At 41.3% G+C, this 22,758-nt stretch carries 19 protein-coding genes and 2 tRNA genes; 8 read left to right on the top strand and 13 right to left on the bottom strand.

From position 1 onward, the window contains the following. Positions 1-143: 143 nt before the first annotated feature. A complete protein-coding gene (dndC, locus tag LC586_RS05245) occupies positions 144-1,802 on the bottom strand; it encodes a DNA phosphorothioation system sulfurtransferase DndC (RefSeq protein ID WP_229483468.1) in 1,659 nt (552 codons plus the stop codon). A gap of 154 nt (positions 1,803-1,956) precedes the next feature. Here dndC and LC586_RS05240 point away from each other — a divergent pair, with 154 nt between their 5' ends. Then, on the top strand, positions 1,957-3,555 hold the full coding sequence (locus tag LC586_RS05240) for a DGQHR domain-containing protein (RefSeq protein WP_229483466.1): 1,599 nt from the start codon (positions 1,957-1,959) through the stop codon (positions 3,553-3,555). Here LC586_RS05240 and LC586_RS05235 read toward each other — a convergent pair whose 3' ends face one another. From LC586_RS05235 to argF, 8 genes are all read right to left on the bottom strand, one after another. Beyond that, the gene (locus LC586_RS05235; protein WP_229483464.1) at positions 3,556-4,497 is read right to left on the bottom strand and encodes an HNH endonuclease; all 942 of its coding nucleotides are present in this window, start codon (positions 4,495-4,497) and stop codon (positions 3,556-3,558) included. A 31-nt stretch (positions 4,498-4,528) separates the two neighbouring features. Further along, entirely contained in the window at positions 4,529-4,999 is a 471-nt protein-coding gene (locus LC586_RS05230; protein ID WP_229483463.1) for a DNA phosphorothioation-associated protein 4, read from the bottom strand. A gap of 93 nt (positions 5,000-5,092) precedes the next feature. Continuing rightward, the gene (locus tag LC586_RS05225; protein ID WP_229483462.1) at positions 5,093-5,644 is read right to left on the bottom strand and encodes a Uma2 family endonuclease; all 552 of its coding nucleotides are present in this window, start codon (positions 5,642-5,644) and stop codon (positions 5,093-5,095) included. A gap of 184 nt (positions 5,645-5,828) precedes the next feature. After that, positions 5,829-7,901, bottom strand: coding sequence for an AAA family ATPase (locus LC586_RS05220; protein ID WP_229483461.1), 2,073 nt, complete (start codon positions 7,899-7,901; stop codon positions 5,829-5,831). Continuing rightward, positions 7,898-8,071 carry a hypothetical protein gene (locus tag LC586_RS05215; RefSeq protein WP_180277607.1) on the bottom strand — a complete coding sequence of 58 codons (174 nt, stop codon included), beginning with the start codon at positions 8,069-8,071 and terminating at the stop codon, positions 7,898-7,900. The genes LC586_RS05220 and LC586_RS05215 overlap by 4 nt, the downstream gene beginning before the upstream one ends. 287 nt (positions 8,072-8,358) lie before the next feature. After that, positions 8,359-9,840 carry a DNA phosphorothioation system restriction enzyme gene (locus LC586_RS05210; protein WP_229483460.1) on the bottom strand — a complete coding sequence of 494 codons (1,482 nt, stop codon included), beginning with the start codon at positions 9,838-9,840 and terminating at the stop codon, positions 8,359-8,361. Between the two features lie 125 nt (positions 9,841-9,965). Continuing rightward, positions 9,966-10,571, bottom strand: a complete 606-nt coding sequence (gene lexA / locus LC586_RS05205; RefSeq protein WP_229483459.1) for a transcriptional repressor LexA — start codon at positions 10,569-10,571, stop codon at positions 9,966-9,968. A 232-nt stretch (positions 10,572-10,803) separates the two neighbouring features. Next, positions 10,804-11,724, bottom strand: coding sequence for an ornithine carbamoyltransferase (gene argF, locus LC586_RS05200; protein WP_229483458.1), 921 nt, complete (start codon positions 11,722-11,724; stop codon positions 10,804-10,806). Between the two features lie 807 nt (positions 11,725-12,531). Between argF and LC586_RS05195 the strand changes: the two genes are divergently transcribed. Beyond that, positions 12,532-12,603 (top strand) — tRNA-Thr (locus LC586_RS05195). Between the two features lie 91 nt (positions 12,604-12,694). Here the strand turns inward: LC586_RS05195 and pyrE are convergent. Next, positions 12,695-13,318: an orotate phosphoribosyltransferase gene (pyrE, locus tag LC586_RS05190; protein WP_229483457.1), complete on the bottom strand. Its 624-nt coding sequence runs from the start codon at positions 13,316-13,318 to the stop codon at positions 12,695-12,697. A gap of 100 nt (positions 13,319-13,418) precedes the next feature. On the opposite strand from pyrE, the gene LC586_RS05185 reads away from it, so the two are divergent. Next, the gene (locus LC586_RS05185; protein ID WP_229483456.1) at positions 13,419-13,853 is read left to right on the top strand and encodes a hypothetical protein; all 435 of its coding nucleotides are present in this window, start codon (positions 13,419-13,421) and stop codon (positions 13,851-13,853) included. 154 nt (positions 13,854-14,007) lie between these two features. Here the strand turns inward: LC586_RS05185 and LC586_RS05180 are convergent. After that, positions 14,008-14,080 (bottom strand) — tRNA-Ile (locus tag LC586_RS05180). A 294-nt stretch (positions 14,081-14,374) separates the two neighbouring features. Between LC586_RS05180 and LC586_RS05175 the strand changes: the two genes are divergently transcribed. Next, positions 14,375-15,076 carry a hypothetical protein gene (locus LC586_RS05175; RefSeq protein ID WP_229483455.1) on the top strand — a complete coding sequence of 234 codons (702 nt, stop codon included), beginning with the start codon at positions 14,375-14,377 and terminating at the stop codon, positions 15,074-15,076. 65 nt (positions 15,077-15,141) lie between these two features. Then, on the top strand, positions 15,142-16,536 hold the full coding sequence (locus LC586_RS05170) for a hemolysin family protein (protein WP_229483453.1): 1,395 nt from the start codon (positions 15,142-15,144) through the stop codon (positions 16,534-16,536). A gap of 58 nt (positions 16,537-16,594) precedes the next feature. Here LC586_RS05170 and queC read toward each other — a convergent pair whose 3' ends face one another. After that, positions 16,595-17,272, bottom strand: a complete 678-nt coding sequence (gene queC, locus LC586_RS05165; RefSeq protein WP_229483451.1) for a 7-cyano-7-deazaguanine synthase QueC — start codon at positions 17,270-17,272, stop codon at positions 16,595-16,597. A gap of 1,028 nt (positions 17,273-18,300) precedes the next feature. On the opposite strand from queC, the gene LC586_RS05160 reads away from it, so the two are divergent. Next, entirely contained in the window at positions 18,301-19,383 is a 1,083-nt protein-coding gene (locus LC586_RS05160) for a Gfo/Idh/MocA family protein (RefSeq protein WP_100901191.1), read from the top strand. A gap of 110 nt (positions 19,384-19,493) precedes the next feature. Here the strand turns inward: LC586_RS05160 and LC586_RS05155 are convergent, their stop codons facing one another. Further along, a complete protein-coding gene (locus tag LC586_RS05155) occupies positions 19,494-19,940 on the bottom strand; it encodes an SRPBCC family protein (protein WP_229483449.1) in 447 nt (148 codons plus the stop codon). A 344-nt stretch (positions 19,941-20,284) separates the two neighbouring features. Between LC586_RS05155 and LC586_RS05150 the strand changes: the two genes are divergently transcribed. Together LC586_RS05150 and LC586_RS05145 are read left to right on the top strand one after the other, a co-directional pair. Next, positions 20,285-21,937, top strand: a complete 1,653-nt coding sequence (locus LC586_RS05150; protein WP_229483447.1) for a mechanosensitive ion channel — start codon at positions 20,285-20,287, stop codon at positions 21,935-21,937. Positions 21,938-22,369: 432 nt separating this feature from the next. After that, positions 22,370-22,758 (top strand): RpnC/YadD family protein (locus LC586_RS05145; protein WP_498072174.1); only part of this gene is annotated, 389 nt, incomplete at its 3' end.

Below are 22,758 nucleotides of genomic sequence, written 5' to 3'. Positions count from 1 at the left end.
CCCTGCAATAAATTGCGGGCTAATAGCTAAACTGCGTTGAAACGCACTAAAATTAAAGAAATTAAGATGGATTATCGCTGATGGGTTAGACTGCCTATCAATTTGCCAACAGTCTTATTCCATTCGCCTGGTATTGAATTATTCTATTCTTCTGAATTTTCCTTTTTAAATTTCATACTTGCCCAAGTTACCTGCTGATCACTTTCACTTTCAGCTTCATCTACTTCATTGATTGCTGCAACATCGCCTAAAGTCATCTGCTTGACTTTTGCAACGTCACCTTGACTAACTGCTTCGCTTAATTCACGTTTCAAACGAGCATTTTTAATCGCGTCTTCTGGAGAACGGGAACTTGTATTAAAACATTTTTCTAGGGTTTCGTATATTCCCACACGACGAGTCTTTTTGCGATACTGGCGTTCTGTATCTAACAATTTCGCCATGAGTTCCAAGTGCATCGCGTCACCTTCACAGATTTCTTCTAATACTATCCATTCATCACGGCCTAGTAGGCTATAGTCAGCACCAGGACGGGGATCTTGAAATTCTTCGCCAGTCACTTCTTGATAAATCCGGGGTAAGCTATCATCAAACTCGTGTCTTTCTTCTAGCCAAATGCGGCGAATTTCGCTCATTTCTTCTAGAGTAATTAGTGTGATATCGCGCATATTTACTGGCGCTGTTTGACGGGTTTTTGTTTGTGCTTCTAATAATCGTTTGAGCCAATGTTCTCGCCAATATTTAGTATATGGGCCATGAATTGGTTCAATAGAGGCTTCACCATCTACATGACGTTCAAAAAGTTGGACTTCTCCCCAGATGCGACGGAAGTCTCTTTTTTCGCGGTCATCTCTATTATCTAATTCATTGCGGATATCTAATAGAGGCTGCATCCATTCTTTTTCTTCATCATTTTGAATCATTGCCTCCATTGATTTATCTTTACTAACAATTGTGCAAACCCAGCAGCCAAATCGAGAATCACCACAGCTAGCAGTAGAAGTATCAACAACTAGAGGACATTCATTATCTGCTGTAGCACCTCGATACATGGTGAACAAATCTTTGTTGCTATATTCCCAAGGGTTTTGCCATTGATTTAGGTAAATCCAAACTTCATCAGTACGCCAATCTTCGATGGGACTATAAATTAAAGAATTAGGTAAGCTTGCACTATGGTAAAGCAGAGACGTAGGCGAACTTGAATCAGAAATGAGACGATCTTTTAGGCTACCTGCTTGATGTTTCTCCATTGAGATAGCACGTTTGACACTTTCAGCTTTGCGGGTACCTAAAACAAGAATAACTTCCCCATTTACTCTAACCACATCACGGATAAAGCGGTTAGAAGGATGAATTTTCAGACGGTCTGTACACCAACGAAACTTTCCTCGTGGCGTTGGATAACCTTTTCCAATCAAGCTTACCCAGAATGTCTCTTTAATTTCTGGTTGTAATAAATGGGGTTCTATGGGCATTTTCTGTTCTTTAGCAGTAACCCTCATCCTTTCTAAGGATTTGCGTACCCAAACAGAGACTACAGGGTTTTCTACTAGTGTGTCCGTTGTAATAACATGAATAGTCTTTTTTCGCTTTTCAACTGGTAGTGCTGCGATCGCATTCCAGATAAGCTGTAAGGTAGCAGTACTATCTTTTCCGCCCGAATAGCCCACCACCCAAGGTATCTCATCTAAACAATACAATTCTTGAATTTCAGTGGTGAGAGCTTGGATATAGTCCACTAACTCTGCTACAGTACGTGTTTGCTGAATTTTATTTTCTGGTTGTTGTGCTGTAGTCATTTCTCCTTCTCTCTGGAAACAGTGGCGTAATATTCGGGCTACACAGACAAAATCCACTTCATGGGTTGAAAAAAGTTTTTAAAAACTTTACTACTAATATCCAAATTTTTGGATAATTAAACAACATAATCTTATTCTGTTTTTAAAATTTAACATGAAAGATAGTGCATCTGACCCAACTGCTGACATCGCTAGAGAGTACCTGGAACGAGAAAACAAGGAAAAACAGGTACTAGCTTTACTCCTGGAGAAGTTTTTAGGGAGAAAAGATCAGATTCTCGTTCAAAAAACCGAGATGGGTGGTACTGAGGCTTATGTTAGCTCTGTTACACTGGAATGGTTTGCAGGTCGGGTTCACTTTGCCTCTGGCTTACCTCTGTTTCAAAAAAAGTATAATCCAGAGACTGATAATGTCGAAATTGACGCAGATAGCATTGATGAAATTCAGCAGCGTCCCCTTGATTGGTCACGTCAAGCACCGCTAGTGCAGTATTTAGCGGCTAGACACAACCACAAGTTTCCACCAGTGCTGGTGGTGATTAATCAACCGTGGGTGGATAATCCTAAAGCTGCTGAGTGGGATAACAAAGGACGCGCCACCAAGTCTACTACAGATTTCATCCCCCTAGATAAAGATGCTAAAGTAGGTCTGCTAAATATTTCTGAGGATGATGTGACTATTTATGCACTAGATGGTCAACACCGATTAATGGGGGTTCAGGGGTTGATGGAGTTAATTAAAACTCGTAAACTCCAGCGCTATAAAAAAGATAAAGGTGCTGATGACAGTTTTATTACAGTAAATGATTTGATAGAAAAGTACCAAGTAGACCTTGCTTACTTGCAAAATTTACCCAAGGAAAAAATTGGTATTGAGTTCATTTGTGCTGTAGCGGCTGGGGAAACTCGCACCCAGGCGAGGCGGAGGGTGAGATCGATTTTTGTTCATGTCAACCTGATGGCTGCACCCTTGACTAAAGGTCAGTTAACACAGTTGAATGAGGATGATGGTTTTGCGATCGTTGCTAGAAAAATTGCAGTTACACATCCACTATTAGAACAACGACAAGAGCGCAATCCCCGTGTTAATTGGAATAGTGCAACAGTAGCCTCCAATTCTACAGTTTTGACGACTTTGCAAGCTCTGCAAGATATGTCTGAGCGATATTTGGCTCAAAAGTTCCCTCATTGGAAACCCTTGGAGAAAGGTCTAATTCCCATGCGTCCAGAGGATGAAGAACTTGAGCAGGGAATTGAGGAATTTAGAAAGCTATTTGATTCTTTGGCTAGTCTTTCCAGTTATAAGATTTTAGAACACGAAGATACACCAGCTTTACGGCGCTTCAGCTTTGAGAAAGATGGAGGTGAAGGAAATATGCTTTTCCGCCCAGTTGCTCAAGTTGCATTAGCGCAAGCTTTGGGAATTTTAGTTTTTAAAAAAGGTTTTTCCCTAGCAGATATTTTTAAGAAACTGCGGAAGTTTGACCAGCAAGGTGGTTTTAGTGGTATGGAATATCCCCAATCTCTTTGGTATGGGGTTTTGTATGACCCAAATAAAAAGCGAGTGCAGGTTGCTGGACGAGATTTGGCGGCGAAGTTATTGGTTTACATCCTGGGTGGAATTCAGGAACAGATGGAACGTGCTGAACTTCGTAAGGCTTTGGCGGATGCTAGGACTGTTGAAAATAAAACAATAGGTTTTGATGGGGAGTTTGTTGAACTGAAAGCGGTAGGGCTTCCACCTGTTCTGTAATTATGCTTGAAAGATATTTTGGCGATGCCATTGCAGCGCTTCTTGTTCTGGAAAGTGTTGCTCTGTATTTGGTAAAAGTATTGTTTCACCATGAAAATCTTTCATAGGTTTAGCATGGGGAGATACTTCTTCCAAATCATTGCTAACTATAATTTTGTATTGCTCATCTACAGCAAACCAACCCCTATCAAATGCCCAATGATGATTTTTGCAAAGAGCAATTCCATTATGAACTTTATTATCATAAAACTGTGAAAATGGCTTTATGTGTGCGCCATCCACAATATTTTGATTTAACTTTTTAGTTACTTTTAGTCCACAAAAGGCACATTTATAATCATAAATGTATACAACTGCTTTTCTAAAAAAAGCATTTCTAATAACTGCTCGTTTCAAGCTCCACCTTGGATTATTCTCTAAATTTCCTATTTCAATTAATTTTTCTATCTCTACCGCGTCATCTTGAAAACTTTGATTTATTTGTAAAATAGCTTCTATATCATTTTCATTATCAGAAAAGAAAGCTGCCACAAGTGCATCAATTAGTTCTTTTCTGAAAAAATCATCTTGCAAAAAGTTAAATAATTCACTGTCTAGATATGCGTATTCAACAGCCTCCTTTAGCTTGTTAATTGTTTTTGGTTGTAACCCATTAAACTCAGGCTTAAATTTTAAGTACCAAAAGCCCTCAGTTTGCAGATGCAAGAAAGGATAGTGTAAACCACCTTTGTAAGACGGAGAACCGATTACATTCCAATACCTTTCAAATGTTTGAATTAATTCGTCTGAAACTCGAATCTCATTAGTAGTAATGATACCTCGCGCAATCAAATCAATTACAGATAAAAGTAATATTGGTTTATATTGAGCGTTACCACGCTTACGGCTATTACTCACATTTAATTCAGCAAGCCGTTGACAATAATATGCTATATTTTTCATATTTAATTACTTAATGAAGCAAGCAAAAAAATCAAGTTAAAAATTTACTGAGGTCAAATTCTTCTTCTAGATGTTCTTTTGTTCCTCTTTCAGAAATCAGAACTAATAGAAGTCGCTCTGAGTAGTCAACAGAACCGCGCAACTCGTTTTGTAAAATTTCAAGTCCTGCGTTAGCATACTCTTCAAATATTTGAGTACGTTTATCTTCATCTTGTTCTTCTCTAGATGAGAGTATGTTAATATCTTTAGTTTCATTGATTCCTAATAATTTAATAATTAGGTCATATCCCAATGAAGCAAAATTCTCTTGTGGAATTGGAGATGGTTCTCTTTTTGTGGTTTCTCCCAAAGGAACGCGCTTTTTATATTTAACGCCTAATGCTGCTGCAAACACCATAACTTCTACATAAGTCTGAAAAGGCCCAGTTGTGTCTTTTGATGCGACTAGAGATTTCACCAACTCAGCCTTATCTTTAGCAACCTTGATTCTGTTTGCAGCCATGATATTAATATCTACATTGTTGCTATTTTAACCGAAAGTTAAAGGTGATGGTAATTATTAAGGCGTGATTTTATACTAGTATATAGGCGATCGCTAAACAAACAAATTATCCACTAACATAGTCCATCCTGGCACTGCGGGTTCAGCCTCCGCCACCTCCCCACGGCGATAAACTTCCGCTTCTTCAGGATTACTAGCACGATATACTCTAATAACTTCCTCTTTAAGTACATCTACATACCAAACTACCAGCGTACCAGCCGCAAAATAATCACGGCGTTTACTAGCAATATCTTTCTCAGCCTTATCACCATAATCATTTTCACTTCTCACCTCAGCAGCAAATACAGGCGCACCATTAACAAACTTCCCACCTGTAGGTTTGCCAGTATAAAACGCAGCATCAGGACTTAAAGAACGGCGATTAGGGAGATTGACAATAAAACCGACATTATCAGGTAAAGCGTAACCACTTTTTGTCAGACGTTCATAATCCCGTAGACTTGCATAAATTTCACCGCCTGCACGTCCTGATAAAAATCCAGATGGAGATATCAGCATCAATTTTCCATTGACAATCTCTGCTTTACAATTGTCAGGTAAGTGGTACAAATCTTGAATAGTTGCTTCAGTTTTAATACTCATAAAACATCTTCTAATTAGTTAGGGATAATCTCAATTTTACATCTTCTCTTCCCTCTGCTTCCTCTGCGCCTCTGCGGTTCGTTTCTCTTACAGCTATTTTCAGGTAAATAAACCACGCGGTAGGGACACAGCGTTGCTGTACCCTTAAGACAGATGTGGTTCAAATATATAAAAACTGCTGTAATTACTCATCCCGTTCAACCGCAATAATTTCAGTATATTCATACTCGTTCGGACTTTGTTTCACCAAAGGATATCTTTCTCCACCCAACTCAATATAATCTTGTTCGCAATCCGGCTTAGATGAATAATACGTAAGCACATATTCTCTACCAATTCTCTCCGTCATTTCTGCATCAACTTCACCCCGCCACTGAGTCTTAGTAACTAAAACTATCAACTGATTCGCTAATTGGGGAATTGTCTTCGCAATGTGTCGCCGCGAATTCTCATCCAAACTGCCGAAGGGTGAATCCATCACAATTGGGAAAGTACTACTATCGGGAATCATCATCATTTTTCGTTTCTCACTCCATTCCCGTACTTTGTCAATGATGCTGGCAATAAAGGATAAACTGAGAATTTGATTCTCGCCCGTGGATGCTGCAACTGGTGCTTCTATACCTGTAGTATTTTCTACTAATGTCAGTTCATATTTTTCACTAATTTTAGGAATGTATGGAGTAACAGAAATTTCTGTGAATATCTCTTGCACTCGCTTTTCTAGTTGCAGGCGAAATTGTTGTTCTTGACGATTTCTTACTTCCGTTAACCGTTCAATTGCATCTTGAGTGGCGTTAATTCGTCGCTGTGCTAGAGTTTGCTTATCTTCATTCAGCTTTTGCTTTGCAATTTGTTTATTTAAACCTTCAATCTCAGTTGTGAGTTGAGCAATTTGCTGCTGATTTGCACCCTGTTCTCGATTCAATTCATCAATTTTACTTTCAATTTCATCTAAGCGTTTTTGTAAACTGCTAATTTCTTCATTAGCATCTTTTCGCAACCGTTCTTGAATATTGTCTAAATCACCTTCAATTTGAGATATGCTTTGCCTTAATTGATTAATTCTGGCTTGTTCTCTATCAACCTCTTCCCAAAAACCTATAGCTTGCTTATCAATTTCATCTACTTGTGCTATCATCCGAATTGCAGTTTCTTCCACCGCCGAGGAACCGGCTTTTTTTAACCAAGTACTCACATGAGTATGAGAATGATTACCCTCGTGTAATTCTGCGCCACAAATACAGCGCTGAGAATTGAGTAAATCATTCACAAATTCCCGCGAAATTCCTGATGTTAACTCGCCTCTCTGCTTCAAATCATTGATAATTCCTCGGAACTGTGCTGTAGTCTCTGACAGTAAAACAGTATAACCCCGCGCGGAGATAACTTTTTTCAGCGCTTCTTTGGTTTTTTTATATTCTTCTTGATTCGCCGTTTTCTGTGATTCTAAATCCTGCCATCTTTCTTGCAATTCCTTAGCAGCACTCAGTTCTCGCAAACGGTTACTTGTCTCTTTTTTAAAAGTTTGTTGATATTCTAACTCTTCTTTAATTTCACTTTGCCGTTTGGTAATACGTTCACGCTCTCGCTCTAACTTTTCTTGCTGTCGTAATAGTTGTTTAGTTTCAGAATCACCAATAGCTTTTAAATCATTTTCTAGAGTTTTTTTAGCATCTCCCAAATGTCTGATGGAACGGTTGATTACTTCTACACCCAAGAAAATTTTTGTAGCTTCAGCAATCTCAGCTTTTTTGTCAGAACGGACTATTTCTTCAATTCGTTCGCCGTCAAAGAAAAAATATTGATGTAAAGTAGCGGGTAAAATTTGATTAATTATATCGTCTGGTTGCTGAGTTGGTATATTCCATTTGCCATCATCCGCACCAACCCACATAGTTAATTGAGTTTTGCCAGCGTCAAAATCAGCTTCGTTTTTATAACCCCGGCAGGCGCGTTTAACTCGATAGCGTTTACCTTCATGTTCCCAGCCAATTTCTACCCAACATTCTACAGCTTGACCTTTTTGAGTTTCTGCGATCGCACGCTTATTTACCAACTGCTCTATCGATGCAAACGCTGCACTAAATTTATCATACAATACCCACGTAAAGGCATTCAGCAAGCTAGTTTTACCAGAGCCATTATTACCATGAATAATTGTCGTGTTCTGAGCATCTCCCCCAGCCAGAATCATTTCTGGTGTCGTACCATAAAAGGAGCGAAAGTTGCATAGCTTGATTGAAGTCAGCTTCATCGCACCTCTTCCTTAATAATGTCCAAAATATTATCATTTATATGGCTGTTAATCTTTTTATCTAGCCTGCCTTTCTCCAGCTTCCATACCCGCTCAATAATTTGCCGTACTTCCGGCGGAGCGCTGGTTATTGGCTCCTGTACATCATCGATATTCGCCTCTTGTGACATATCGGATTTTGAAATATAGTTTTTCTATATTTTAACTTTCTCTAGTGCTGGAATACCCTCAGTAAAGCCACTGTTTGCGTTATCTTTAAAATCCTAATTTTATTTGAAAAAACGCTTTATTATTTAATTTTTTTCTGTTATTATTTATTTTAGCTAATCTAGATCATAATGGGATGTAAGTAGCTTTAAAAATTTTACTTACATCCCATTATAATCAAGCTCATAAATTTATTATTTCATACTTAATGCTTCTTTTTTCAAAACTCAAAAAATTTTACAATTGCTCATCAAATATCTAATAAACCATATCGCTTTTGTAAATCAAGTAACTTCATTCTTGCTTCACCAGCATTATCAGCTAAATCAGCAAACTCCACAAAGCGCCGTAATTCCTTTTTCAACAGATTACGCTCAACTTCTATAGTTTCTCTATCTAAATCTGGTGGCAAAACAATCATGTCAAATATTGTCGCGCGTTCTTTAGCCGGATGAGGACGTAAAACTCGCCCCCGTCGCTGGATAAATTGGCGGGGATTACCAGAACTTGATAAAATCACCGCAGTTTGAATTGCTGGAATATCTACACCTTCATCTAAACAACGAATTGCGACTAAACCTTGCAACTCTCCACTTTCAAATTGATGCCGTAAAATTTCCCTTTCTTGTAAAGTTGTTTGTGCTGTATAGGTACTTACCTTGTACCCTAAATCCACACCCAGAATTTTAGCAACAGCTTTGAGTTGGCGTAGAGATGAACGTTGTCCCGCCTCTTGGGAACCATCACTACAATAAAAAAGTGTATGAGTAGTTTCGCGGCGAGTGATCATTAAATCCCGCAAAGCATTTAATTTATTTTCCGCCGCACCAATTAACCTTGCTCTTTGCATCAACAACGGCTTTAAATCTTCATTGTCTTCAAAGCTTCCCGCTTCGCCATTTTCTCGATCTCGATAAAGAAGCGATCGCCCAATTCTTTTAGTTAACTTTAAATAGGCAATACTTTCTGCTTCAGTTAATTCCACCAACACCGGATAATACAGATAATGCACCAAAGCACCTTGAGCGATCGCATCCCTCAAAGTAAACTCTGGCTGGAGAACTGGGCCAAAATAATCAAATAAAGATTGCGTACCAAAATCGTCAAAATATCTCTCCGGTGTGGCAGATAAAGCCAGTCTCAACCCAACACTGCGCGGTAAACTTTCTTCTAACTTAGGTGCGCCTAAATTATGCGCCTCATCACCAATAATTAAAGTTTTCGCGGGAAAATATTTGAGTTGAGACTGAAAACCATCTCCAATTAAAGTGGAGTTCGTAGTAATCACAGTGACAAACCGTTGAGAACCAGAACGCAGATTATAAATTTCGGTAGAAAGTTGACTTTGCCAAGTACGTAAATTCTCAAAAGCTAAAATGGGTTGCAAATTAAATTTTTCACATTCTCGCGCCCATTGGGTGACGAGATGACGATAGGGACACACTACCAACAGAACTTGTAAATTAATCTGTTGGTAGAGTTCACAGGCGATCGCTAGTGCAGTAATCGTTTTACCACTACCAGTAGCCATTTTCAGCGTCCCTCTGCCATTGTTGGTAAACCAGCTAGCGATCGCTTGTTGCTGATATTGCCGCAATTGCAGAGACGGAGGCATCCTTGGGCATCCTGGTAATGGTTGCAAAGTGTAATAACTGCCCAAAATTTCCCTTGCAATTGGTAATTTCAACCGGAAAGTGGGCAGTTGCTGCACTGAATTTTTCGTCAGGTACATAGTGGGAGTTAGGAGTTAGGAGTTAGGAGTTAGGAGTTAGGAGTTAGGAGTTAGGAGTTGGGAGTTGGGAGTTAGTAATTTAAAACTCATCACTCATCACTCATAACTCATCACTTTCTTACTACTCAGTTGTAACCACGCCAAACACCAATGAGAGAACCTTGCACCTGCACTTGTTGAGCCATGACTTCAATGGGATTGTACTTAGGATTTGCTGGTTTGAGGGTAACGCGATCGCCTTGGCGATAAAAACGTTTTAATGTGGTACCAAATCCATCTACTCTAGCGGCGACGATAGTACCATTTTTTAAATGATTTGGTTCTGCTACTGGACGCAGAAATACCACATCGCCATCAGTAATTAAATCTTCAATCATGCTATCGCCAGCTACGCGCAAAGCGTAGGTTTGGGGAGGTAATGAGATATTAGAAAAGTCTAAATGATCTACAGCATCAGTAAACGGTTCTATTAAACCACCAGCAGCGATCGTGCCCAAAATTGGTACACCTTGCTTAACAGGACGCAAAATCCGAATCGTTCGTGCTTGGCCTTCAGTCCATTCTATATATCCTTTAGTGCGTAAATGTTCTAAACGACTTTGAATTGGTGCTGGTGACTTCAAGTTCATCGCTTGCATCATTTGCCGAATTGAAGGCGAATGCTGGTGCGATCGGATGTATTCTGCCAACCATTCGTAAAGTTCTTGTTGAGCTTCAGTTAGACGTTCCATAAAAAAAGCGGGAAGTAATTATAAATGTCTCTAGAACATTAGTACTACAAAAAACTCCCCATAACAAGAGAAAAATAAAAATATGAAAGTCAAAAGCAAAAATATTCTCTTTTCTTTTACCAATTTATTCTTGATTTTTACAAATTTTAAGTAGTTAAGAGCCAGCTGCCCACTCGCCATTCTGACTCTTAACTTTTGTACAGATGCGATTAATCGCGTCTTTTAACTCTTTTCATTTTGCCCCTAAGATACTTGCAAGTAAAGCTTTTTGGGCGTGCAAGCGATTTTCTGCCTGTTCCCAAACTCGTGATTGAGAACCTTCAATAACAGCTTCGGTAATTTCTTCACCACGATGGGCTGGTAAGCAGTGTAAAACAATTGCCTCTGGTTGCGCAAGGCTCAATAGCTGCTCCGAAATTTGATAAGGCTGGAAAATTGGCATTCGATTGTCTGCTTCAGCTTCTTGCCCCATACTCGCCCAAACATCAGTGTAAAGTACAGCAGAACCCTTAGCTGCTAATTCTGGATCATGAGTGACGAGGACTTCCGTTTTGTTATTAGCGATCGCTCTTGCTTGTTCTACAATCTTAGAATCTGGCTCATATCCGCTAGGGGTGGCAATTCTAACATTCATCCCCACCAAAGCACAGCCCAACATCAGAGAATTAGCCATATTATTCCCATCACCCACGTAGGTCAAAGTTAACCCAGCAAGGGTGTTAAAGCTTTCTTGAATTGTCAATAAATCAGCTAATACCTGACAAGGATGTTCTGCATCGGTAAGCGCATTAATGACCGGAATCTTGGCATAGTGAGCAAAAGTTTCTAAATCTTGCTGTGCAAAAGTGCGAATTGCCAAAATATCCAGATATCGGTCTAACACCCGCGCCGTATCCTGTAAAGGTTCCCCGCGACTAACTTGAGTGACATTAGGGTTGAGATCGATTACCTGTCCACCTAATTGGTACATCGCCACAGTAAAACTTACCCGCGTGCGAGTTGAAGCTTTGGAGAACAACAATCCTAAAACTTTATTACACTGCAACTTCAACTGTTGTGATTTAAGTTGAGTTGCCAATTGCAGGAGTTCTTGAAGTTCTGTTGGACTGATGTCCGCCAGACTTAATAAATCTCGTCCGAGCAATGCTGCCATGCTTGTGATCTGTAAAAAATAATTATCATGGTAAAATAAGACTAGTGGAAGGGTAATCAACCACTTAAAAAACCCGATTGCTACCTAACACGTAGACGAGGCAGTGCGGTCTTGGGGTCTCCCCAAGTGGAGCAACTGCCGTGCTGAACCTTCTCTATCGAGACGCTGCGCGAAGACAATTGAAGATATAGGGTTCTATTCCATAGTTTTAGAACATCCCAGGAATAGGTAAAATCTTCTCTACGAGACGCTAACGCGAACATGGGAGCTAGACAAACAGCATTTAAATCAAACAAATTTTGGAGCAATCCAACTACGGTAGGGCATACCGGAAGTTAAAGCTTCTCTTCGAGACGCTGCGCGAAGGGGAGAGAACCACAAGGAGGCTTAGATACCGCAAGGGGTCTAGGTTAAGTGGACTCGTTGAACCAAGAATCCCTTCGGCTTTAGCCGAAGGGAGTGTCAAATATTTCTGTTCCTTTATTCATCTGTGTCAAGAAAATACAGTTTTAAAACTTTACCAAATATTTTTGCATCTAGCCCAGGATTTGAGTTAGCTTTTGCCATGCATACTAATTTATCAACTTTATCAGTGAGCAGAATCACTGATTTTTTTATGGCTAATCACAGTTGCAACGCCAATTAAACGATCTAGGGGCACAAAAGCAGCGATATTGGCAAAATCTCTGGTCTTCTAGCCTAATTTCTGAACAGGGAGATATTTTTTAGCAATTACAGCTAGACAAAGAAATTTATTATGGTACAATAATAAATCGTGGTTGCTAATTAAAAGCAATCGCCAAAGTTGCCAGCATAGCACAGTGGTAGTGCATCCGACTTGTAATCGGAAGGTCGCGAGTTCAAATCCCGCTGCTGGCTTGAACGCAAAATCCCCTAGATTTTGGGGATTTTGGCTCTACATTACATAAGTTTATGTTTTAGTCTCTAACTAAACCTTATATTTATATATTCATGATTTCGCAAGTTGTCGGTAGCGTTCCTGAACTTCTTGAATCGAAAACAAAGTTTCAAACTTCAACCCAGCTGACTGGTACAACTCACCTCCTCCTTGCTGTCTGTCTATCAGTGAAATTACTTGATTTACCGTATAACCCGCATCTTTAAGACGCTCAACTGCTTTTAAAGCCGATTGCCCAGTTGTCACCACATCTTCCAAAACTACTACTTTTGCACCTTTAGGTAAAGTGGGGCCCTCTATATAAGCTTTCGTTCCATAACCCTTGGCTTCCTTGCGAATAATCAGCGCTGGTATCGGGCGGTTTTCATAAACAGAAACTATACTCACTGCTGTCACCATTGGGTCAGCCCCCATCGTTAAACCTGCTACAGCCTGAGTATCTACAGGTAGTAAAGGAAACAGCAATCGTCCAACAGCTAAAGCTCCTTGAGGGTGGAGTGTTACCTGCATCTTATTGACATAATAAGAACTACGTAGCCCAGAAGCGAGAACAAAATCACCCTCTTGATAAGCCAGTTGAGAAAATAAATCTAGTAGCTTGTGGCGCAAAATAGTCAAATCAGCAGTAGTTGCCCAAATATCTGAGTGGGTAAGAGTTTCAGTAGGATACGTCATTACAAAACATTAAAAGTTGTGCTACACCAAAGGTTGAACTCATCAGAGTTCTGAAATTAAGCATAAATTAAGATTGCCCAAAAATTGAGGAGTTAGGAACGTGGGTATAAAATTTAAAACCTTTGGGGGTTTATTGGTACTGCTTGCTGCTGGTATTGCTTTTCCCTCTGTTGCATCTGCCCAAAAGGAAACCCCCAAAACTGAAACTACGAATGATGTATTTGAACGAGCTTATTTTCGTCACGATCGCAATTTCTACGAAAATGGTAGCCTCAAGCGCCAACTAGACTCACTTCTAGGAGGTGGTTACGGTTTCGGTGGTTCCTTCCCAGAAAATGAAATTGCCCGCGATGCTCAGTTGCTCAACACTTTATATCATGATGTCCTGACTCAGCAAGTTGGCAACGATCCATATATTCGCACTCCTGATTTACCAAATCCTTACGACACGTCGCTGATGATGTCTCCTCGTTTGAATAGCAACAAACTCAAAGTGGGAACTGAATTCAAGTTTGAAACTTTACCACCTCGGTAATATTGGGGAGTAGGGAGTGGGGACTTGTACTGAGCGAAGCCGAAGTAGTGGGGTGGGAGATCAGGGGAAGAATAACTATTAATTATTGACCAATGCTCCATGCCCAATGCCCAATGCCCTTTATCCCTCTATTACTACTTTTGGATCATTCAAGTGCGCCCTGCTGGAATCGAACCAGCCTGAAGACGAATTATGAGTTCGTTGCCTCCCCAATCGGCCAAAGGCGCTTATTTTGTTGGGCTTCGGGTTCATAAGAGTCAATTACTTCAACTCTTAGGTCAACCTGATTTGCTAATTTTAGACTGAGGAAAATACCTCATGCACTGAGTTTAGCCAATTGCGTAATTATAGCACAGATTTACATCTGTGAATACTCGACAATAGTTTACCAGATTTTTATACTACATAATTTAATCATGGAATAGTGCAGACTAATATTGATTAAGTTCCTTTAAGGATTGAGGTCAAAAGCTTCACTATTCTTAAATAGACCAGCATTCTATTGTGATAGCTTGTCAGCGATGAAAATAAATTCTACTGTACTTCTTACTTTGGTTTTGTTAATCCTGATGATGGGAGCAGGTTCTGTGAGTGCCTTTTTGGGGTTTGAACTGGGGAGTTCAGCACTTAAAGGCGTTACTACACCAGATGGGCGTCCCACAACCAAATTTGCCAGCAATAAGACAAATAGCTCCCAACAGGGAGGACTAGTGTTATTAAAAGAGGAAGAGATTCTGAAAATTGTCAAAGCGCGAATTGAGGGTAAGACCAAGGCTGCTAAATCGGAAAAGCTAGAGGACGATGATGAAGAAACCAATAGCAGCAAGCAGAAGCCAGAGGAGAAACCCCCAGCAGTGGTTGAAGAAAAACTCCAGCCAGGTTTTCCAGTTACTGCTCTGAGTGAGGGTGTAACCATGTCTGTGCAATCTGTCCGCTACTCTGGTGGTGATTTGCTACTGAAAGTGAAAATGCAGAACAAAGGTAAAGATTCTGTGCGCTTCCTATATAGTTTTTTAGATGTTACCGATGATAAAGGACGAACCCTCAGTGCTAGTACAGAGGGTTTACCAACAGAATTGCCTGCAAATGGGCCAGCATTTACAGGTACAGTGAGTATTCCCACAGCTTTACTTGATGATGTCAAGAAAATATCACTTGCTCTCACTGATTATCCCGCTCAAGAATTAAAGCTAGAGGCATCGAATATTCCTGTGGAAAGGTAGATTGGGCATTGGTGATTATCTGTTATTTTTTACTATTCCCTATTCCCTATCCCCTATTCCCCTAAATGGAGGGCGTGAGTTTTACACGAGCTTTGGTGGTGAGTGGTTTTCCTAATTTAATTTGGACAGACGTGGCGCTAAGGTTGTTGTCAGTGCTACTGCTGATTGCCATAAATGCCTTTTTTGTGACGGCGGAATTTTCGATGGTGAGCGTGCGGCGATCGCGTATTCACCAGCTAGTTAAAGCTGGCGATATTCCAGCGATCGCAGTCGAGATGCTACAACGTAGTATTGACAGGCTACTATCTACCACCCAGTTAGGTATTACCCTCTCCAGTTTGGCATTGGGATGGATTGGCGAAAGTACGATTGTCGTGCTGGTGAATGCATGGTTAAAATCCTGGCCTTTACCAAGTAGCATGACTACCTTCTTGGCGCATTCTCTATCAATTCCCATTGCCTTTTTCTTGATTGCCTATCTGCAAATTGTGATCGGAGAATTATGTCCCAAATCCTTAGCTATGCTGTACTCAGAACAGCTAGCTAGATTTTTGGGGCCTTCGGTAAAAGCGATCGTGCGTTTTTTTGGCCCCTTCATCTGGATTCTCAACCAATCAACTCGTTTTTTATTGCGGATTTTTGGCATCCAATACACAGGTCAAGGCTGGAGGCCACCTGTGACTCCCGAAGAATTGCAACTGATTATCTCTACAGAATGGGGGTCTACTGGTTTACAGCGTGCGGAGCGAGAATTGCTCAATAATGTCTTTAAGTTTGGGGATGTCATGGCCCAAGATGTGATGATCCCCCGCACGAGTATTATCGCGCTGCCAAAAGATGCTACCTTCCAGGCATTACTCAAGGAAATGGCTTCCACTGGTTACTCTCGTTATCCCGTGATTGGTGAATCTTTAGACGATGTTCGCGGCATTGTTTATTTTAAAGATTTGGCACAACCTTTAGCTGTAGGAAAGCTCAGTTTAGAGACACAAATCCAACCTTGGATGCGTCCCGCCCGATTTGTTCCCGAACACACGTCGCTGAGTGAACTTTTGCCCATGATGCAGCAAGAGAAACCAGCTATGGTCATGGTAGTAAATGAATTTGGCTCTACTGTGGGACTAGTGACAATCAAAGATGTCATTGCCGAAATCATTGGCGACGCCAGCGAACCTGAAAGCAACGACGACTTGCTGATTCAGATGTTAGATGAGCATAAATTTTTAGTGCAGGCGCAGATCAACCTCGAAGACCTCAACGAAGTTTTACATCTCGATTTGCCCTTGACAAGAGAATATCAGACACTAGGGGGCTTTTTGCTGTATCAGTTACAGAAAATTCCTGCCAAGGGCGAAACCTTCCGTTATCAAAATCTCGAATTCACTGTGGTATCAATTGTTGGCCCACGCCTGCATCAAATTCAACTGCAACGGTTACAAGAGTTAGGAGTTGAGAGTTAGGAGTTAGGAGTTAAAACTCATACTCCTAACTCCTCACTCATAACTCATGACTTTTCACTCAAGAAGCATACGCCAGTGGATCAACCAGTCCCAATTCGGCAAAAGCTGCTAGGCGCAAGCGACAAGAATCACATACACCGCAGGCGACATCTCCACCGGCATAGCAAGACCAAGTTAGCTCCCAAGGAACTCCCAATTGGTTGCCCAGTTGGATGATTTCGGTTTTTTTCAGGTTGATCAGGGGTGCAACAATATTTATTGGTTGTCCCTCACGCCCTTGTTTGGTTCCCAGACGAAAAACTTCCTGCATCGCCTGGATATAGTCGGGGCGACAGTCAGGATATCCTGAGTAATCTAAGGCATTGACACCGATATAGACACGTTCAGCTGCGATCGCTTCGGCGTAACCAAGAGCAAAGCTTAAAAAGATGGTATTACGAGCCGGAACATAAGTGACAGGAATATTTTGAGACATTTCATCTAGCGATCGCTCCTGGGGTAAATCAATGGCATCATCGGTAAGCGCCGAACCGCCCCATTGTCGTAAGTCAAAGTTAACCACCTGATGTTTTGCGATCGCAGCTTTTTGAGCAACAGTGAGGGCTGACTGTAACTCTCGTCGGTGTCGCTGCTGGTAGTCAAAGGAAATAGCATGGCATTCACAGCCATCAGCCTTAGCTTTATATAGAATTGTGGAAGAGTCTAATCCCCCAGATAACAGAATTACAGCTTTCATCTCGGTTGCAAATTTTGGATTTTAAATCGCCAAATTACACCTCAACAAGATGTCAGGAAGCAATGCCAAAGCGACTCCTGAACCCTGTGAGTGATGGCAAACAACGCCGCACCTTAAATATTCCAAAGAAACAATCTACACTAGTTTCTCTCAAAAAGCGGTGCAATGTCTTCTCTACTAGTACAGCGGGCGCAAAAATCAAGCTCCCATTTTAAAACTTGCAAAAGCCTTGATATACAAAACTTTTGAATGCGTGAATGCGTGAATGCGTGATATCATGTCCGCTTGATTGCTTATTAAACCCGAAGAACCCCACCCCGACAATCGTCGCTTTGTCTCCCCTCCCCGCAAGCAGGAGGGGCTGGGGGTGGGGTGTAATGGCTGTGGTTAGCATAACTATTTATGCGGACATGATATGACTTCCCCGAACGCTTTCTTTATGTTGAGCGGAGTCGAAACACAGCGTCTCTAAGAGTTGGGGCTGATTTCCGCCTTGTGGTACTAGACGCTACGCATAAATTGCTTCTTTGCAGGAGTAAGTTTCTACGATCAATACTGCAAATAATCATACAAAAATCTTTTCAAGTAATCAGTGGCGATCATTTCCAATAGCATTTTTCTTTCAAAAAGCACACATGTTACTTTTTGATGATTTTGTAATTTTAGTAGTATCAATTAAATATTGATCCCGGTAATTAATTGTCTAAATGCAACAATTAAGTTAAGTCGGAGCAGAAGAAGCCGACCCTTAGAAATTTAAATAATTTACACTTAAGTCTTACTGAATGTTTTAAAGTTAATAAAAAGATACATGTTTATTGTATAAAGTGCAAAATCAAAAGCATATCCGAACTATCTATACAAAAGATATCTGGATTACGGGAACCGATCACAAACTTTGAAATTCTTCATAAACATAGGCTCTATGTTACCATCTGGATGGTTTTAGACGGATCGTAACTGGCTTTCGAGTATAAACGCCAACGGCCGTAGCGTCTCTAAATTTGGTGGTTGAGGAGAGAATAATAGTGCAAAATAGCATGTCAGTGGCAGAACCGAATCCATATACACAGCGTAACCAGCCACGACCGATCCGCATAGGCGTGATTGGAGTGGGTAACATGGGACAACACCACGCTCGCGTGCTGAGTTCAATGAAAGATGTTGAACTAGTCGGAGTGGCAGATATTAACGTTGAGCGAGGTTTAGAAACTGCCAGCAAGTACAAGGTGCGTTTTTTTGAAGATTACTGTGACCTGCTACCCCTTGTGGAAGCCGTTTGTGTCGCTGTTCCCACCCGTCTGCACTACGCTGTGGGCATCAACTGTCTGTTAGCGGGAATTCATGTTTTGATTGAAAAACCGATCGCAGCCAGTATTTCTGAGGCAGAGTCCCTAGTAAATGCCGCAGCTGAGTCTGGATGTATCCTGCAAGTAGGTCATATTGAGCGTTTCAACCCAGCTTTTAAAGAACTGAGCCAAGTTCTGAAAACAGAGGAATTGCTGGCGCTAGAAGCCCACAGGATGAGTCCTTACTCAGATCGGGCAAACGATGTTTCGGTTGTGCTGGATTTAATGATCCATGACATCGACCTACTTCTGGAATTAGCTGCTTCCCCAGTCACGAAATTGACTGCTAGCGGTACTCGCGCCCTGGACTCTGGTTATTTAGATTACGTAACTGCCACCTTGGGGTTTGCCAATGGTATTGTTGCTACTCTGACCGCCAGTAAAGTTACCCACCGAAAAATTCGCCGGATTGTCGCCCATTGCAAAAATTCATTCACTGAGGCAGATTTTCTCAAGAATGAAATTTTGATTCACCGACAAACAAATGCTAATTCTCTCACCGACCACCGACAAGTACTTTACAGGCAAGATGGTGTGATTGAAAAAGTCTACACCAGCAATATTCAACCCTTAAGTGCAGAATTAGAGCATTTTGTCAACTGTGTACACGGTGGCAATCAACCCTCAGTAGGTGGTGAACAAGCTCTCAAAGCCCTAAGACTGGCAAGTTTGATTGAGCAGATGGCGCTGGAAGATCGAGTTTTGAATCCATTAGACTGGCAATCGGAATCAAGAGTACAATCATTGACACCGACAGCCTAAAAGAAGAAGAGGGGGACAAGGTAAAATTTTCTCCCTTTTCTCCCCCTACTCCCAATACGGTTCGGATAAGCAGGGGAAACATGGGTGTGAGTATTCACAACTAAAAATGACTAATTTTGTTGTTCTTCTGCAACTCGTTTGAGGCGGCGCAGTTGGGCTTGCATATCTTCTTTTGTCCAAGACGCAGCAAAGGTGTTGAAACCCCAACTAACTAAGGGGTTAGGGATATCGTACTCAAAGCGGTTGAGTAGGAGCGTTCCCTTTTTTGTTGGCTGACATTCCCAGCGATCGCGCCCTTGAAAAAATCCCTGAAATTCCCAAACTACCAAACCCGGTTGTCGTTCTACAACTACACTATTCAACGTGGGTTTCAGCAGAGGAATTTGAATGATAAAACGACTTTCACTGCCAACATCAGTACTCCAAGCTTCACCCACAGGTTCGCAACGGAGAACGGGGTTGAGCCAGCGATGCATGAGAGCTAAATCGCTAATACAGCGCTCCACCACCGTAGCTGTAGCATTAATTTGAATCGATTGTGACAAAACTTGAGACATTTTATATCTCTGATGCTGTTGCTGCAATTAGAGTAACGCAAAATTCAGCACTGTCAGTAGATTAAATCAAATATTTAGTAAGCTGTTACGCATAAAACTAGTACATTTACCTGATGACTGTTGACGGTTGACTGATGACTGATAACCGTCAACCGTCAACCGTCAACCGTCATCCGTCAACGATTATAAAGAATGTTTATATAATTTAGACGCATATCAGCTTAACCAGTCAGAAATTACTCTTGATATCAATGGCATAGAAGTATGTTTTTACTGGTAAATTGATAGGCAAAACACTGACTCAGTGTTTGCGGCGAATACTTTAAGCTTAATTCCCGAAAACCATGAACACAACTTGGCAAGGAATAACCCAGGTGATAGGAGTTGCTTTGTCCACAAGGACGCAGCAATTTTTGGCACAATCGCCCAGCCTGCAATCGGCACAACCAGCAGTGAATCAAGGAATTGCTGATGTGCAAGGTATTGTTCAACAGTTAATTCTGTTTACACCCCGTCTGCTGGGGGCAGTGGCAATTTTGTTAGTAGGTTTGCTAATTGCCTTCGGTGTAGCCGCGCTGACGCGAGGAATCCTCAATCGCACAAATATAGATAACCGCATTGCCGCAGGGGTAACGGGTCGTCAAGATGTTCCCCAAGTGGAGAAATTAATCTCCAGCTTAGTATTTTGGAGCATTATCCTACTGACGGCAGTAGCTGTTTTACAGGCATTAGATTTAGAGGTAGCGTCTCGACCCCTCAATAATTTTCTCAATCAACTTATTGGCTTTTTGCCAAAATTGGTTGGTGTGGGAATCCTTTTGGTAACCGCCTGGTTTTTGGCGACCATTGTGAAGATTATCACTGTGCGCTCATTACAGGCATTTAACCTAGATGAGCGTTTGAATCCACAACCAGAAGACAGGACACCCAGCCTTAATCAGCTGTCTCTAAGTGAGACGATTGGCAATGCTCTGTATTGGTTTATATTTTTACTGTTTCTGGCCCCCGTTTTAGATACTCTGGAACTAAGGCAGGCTCTACAACCAGTCCAAGCTCTAATTACAGAAGTTCTGCTAATTCTGCCGAACATTTTAGCGGCGGCGCTAATTGCTGTAGTTGGCTGGTTCATAGCTAATGTGGTGCGGCGGATTGTAACGAACTTGCTGGCGACAACTGGTATCGACCATTTAGGTAGCCGGCTGGGATTATCTTCGGCTGCGGGGGTGCAACCTCTATCGAGTATTATCGGCACAATTGTCTATGTTCTGATTTTGATTCCTGTGGCGATCGCAGCGCTGAATGCCTTGCGAATTGATGCGATATCTGTGCCTGCGATCGCAATGCTGCAACAGATTCTCAACGCCCTACCTGCCATTTTTACAGCCGTAGCAATTTTGATTGTTGCGTATTTCGTAGGGCGGTTTATCGCGGATTTGGTTACAAGCATCCTCACCAATTTAGGTTTTAATAACATTTTCACTATTTTGGGTCTGACAACACCCAGCAGACGAATTGTAGTTTCAACAGAATCAACAACCCCCCCGATTCCAAGCCGCACTCCATCGGAAATTGCAGGCATTGTTGCTTTAGTGGGGATCATGCTATTTGCAACGGTAGCGGCGGTGAATATCTTGAATATTCCAGCCCTGACAGCATTAGTGTCTGGGATTGTGATCATATTCGGGCGGATTTTGGCGGGATTGGTGATATTTGCCATTGGCTTATTCCTGGCAAATCTGGCTTTTAACATCATTACCAGTTCTGGCGAACGTCAAGCACAGATTTTAGGACAAGTGGCGCGGATTGCAATTATTACCTTAGTGTCTGCAATGGCACTGCAACAGATTGGAGTTGCCAGTGATATTGTGAATTTAGCCTTTGGACTTTTACTAGGTGCGATCGCAGTTGCTATTGCCCTAGCTTTTGGTCTTGGGGGGCGCGATATTGCCCGCGAGCAAGTTCAAGAATGGCTAAACTCTTTCAAAGGTAGAAACTAAAAGTTGATGAGGACGCAATTTCATCTGTAAAGCTCTGAAAGTGCAGCCATAAGCATCAGTAGTGGAGAAAATCTATCGGCAATTGTGCCTAAAAAGTTGAGAGTTAGAGTTTAGAAGCTCGGAGTTTGAGTTCAGAGGTTGAAGTTCCAAGTTCAGAAGCTCAAGCTCCGAGTTCAGAGGTCGAAGTTCCAAGTTAAAAGGTCGAAGCTCCAAGTTCAGAAGTCGAAGTTCCGAGTTCAGTGGTTGAAGTTCCAAGTTAAAAGGTCGAAGTTCCGAGTTCAGAGGTCGAAGTTCCAAGTTAAAAGGTCGAAGTTCCGAGTTATAAATACATGTCACTATAAAAAATGTGCCTAAATTAAGCTGCGACGTTGAATAGCCCACTCTAGACATCGCCTTTAAAGTAATCAATAAAATCAGGTGCAATCTTTATAGATGGCAGAATATGACAACCTTTGTAAAATACTCGCAGAAAAATATCCCCGTGATTTTATCCGTTGGTTATTAAATCAAGAACCGCGAACAATTGAAATCTTAAAAACCGAATTAAGCATCGAACCGATACGTGCTGATTCAGTGACATTTCTACAAACAGAAAATCGGATTTTACACCTAGAATTTCAAACCACAATCAAATCCCAAAAACCAATTTCTCTGCGGATGCTAGATTACTATGTCCGATTGACACGGAAATATCAAGTTCCTGTTACGCAGGTAGTGATTTTCTTACAAGAGACAAGTGACAAAATCGCTTTTACTGAAGAATATGTCAGCGAAGTCACAACCCACCGTTATCGAGTTATCCGAATGTGGGAGCAAGATTC

The sequence above is a fragment of the Nostoc favosum CHAB5714 genome (genome assembly GCF_020829495.1).
Taxonomy (GTDB): Bacteria; Cyanobacteriota; Cyanobacteriia; order Cyanobacteriales; family Nostocaceae; genus Nostoc; species Nostoc favosum.
Note: the sequence above shows the minus strand (reverse complement) of the source record. Positions and strands in the feature narration are given on the sequence as shown.